The organism is Paraburkholderia nemoris, assembly GCF_905221015.1.
In the GTDB taxonomy this organism is placed as follows: domain Bacteria; phylum Pseudomonadota; class Gammaproteobacteria; order Burkholderiales; family Burkholderiaceae; genus Paraburkholderia; species Paraburkholderia nemoris.
This window is the reverse complement of record NZ_CAJNBO010000110.1, coordinates 1-1,026: the sequence shown is the minus strand read 5'-3', so window position 1 is coordinate 1,026 and position 1,026 is coordinate 1. Positions and strand designations below refer to the sequence as shown.

General features: G+C 61.5%; 2 protein-coding genes. Both read right to left on the bottom strand.

Annotated elements, in window-relative coordinates; translation table 11 throughout:
- Positions 1–515: SDR family NAD(P)-dependent oxidoreductase (locus KHO33_RS41885; protein ID WP_200568557.1), on the bottom strand; the 515-nt coding region annotated here is incomplete at its 3' end.
- Positions 516–687: 172 nt separating this feature from the next.
- The coding region (phaP, locus tag KHO33_RS41880; protein WP_211629345.1) for a TIGR01841 family phasin at positions 688–1,026 on the bottom strand (339 nt) is incomplete at its 5' end.

Sequence of the window (1,026 nt, the reverse complement as noted above, 5' to 3'; positions counted from 1 at the left end):
GCTACCTCGAGCGCAAGCGACTTCGTGAAGCCGTGCATGCCGGCCTTGGCGGCCGCATAGTTGGTCTGGCCGAAGCCGCCCTTCGAGCCAATGATCGAAGAAATGTTGACGATGCGGCCCCAGCCCTGCTCGACCATCCCATCGCACACCTGCTTCGTCATGTTGTACACCGAATCGAGGTTGGTACGCATCACCGCGTCCCAGTTCACCTTGTCGAGCTTACTGAAGCTCGCGTCGCGGGTGATGCCCGCGTTGTTGATCAGGATGCTCACCGGGCCGACTTCGGCTGCGATCCGCTCGACGCATCGCGCGCACGAGTCGTAGTCGCTGACGTCGACAGGATAGGCGCGGAACTGCCGCCCCTGTGTTTCCATCCGGCTCAGCCACTCGTTTGCGCTTGTGTTCCCGGAAGAAAACGTGACCACCACCGCGTAGCCCGCGTCGTGCAGCTGGATGCTGATAGCTTCGCCGATCCCGCCCATCCCCCCCGTCACTACAGCAATCTGCTTTGCCATCGAATCCTCCTCATTGGGTTGGCTCCGTGTTCAACGGAGCAGCGACGCATTCGGTCAAGAACCAGGTCGGCCAGAGATCGGATCCGGTCCATCATGGGAGTCCGAAAACAAAAAATTAGGCGCTGCGAAGCAGGCAGCACTGCCTGCGCCGGTCCCGACCGATAATCGGGTGTTACGCGCGCGGCTCAACGCTGCGCCGCACGGCCTTACTCGCCGTCACCGTTAGGGCCGAAAGATTGCCTTGTGCAACCTCCGCGGCCTGCTGCTGCGTTTTCTGCAGCCTGTCGTACAGCGATGACGTGGCGCTGATGGCAGACTTCCATGCAGCGATCGCTGCTTCGGAACCCGCAGGCGCGTTCTTCGCTGCTTCTTCGACGAGAGACTGCATGCGCGAGCAATACTGGTTGTGCTGCGTTTGCATGACCTGCGCGAGCTCCGCCTGGGTGGTGGACGCGATGTCGAGCAGATGGCGGCTGTACGACGACCACTTTTCGGTCGACTCTCCGTTGAC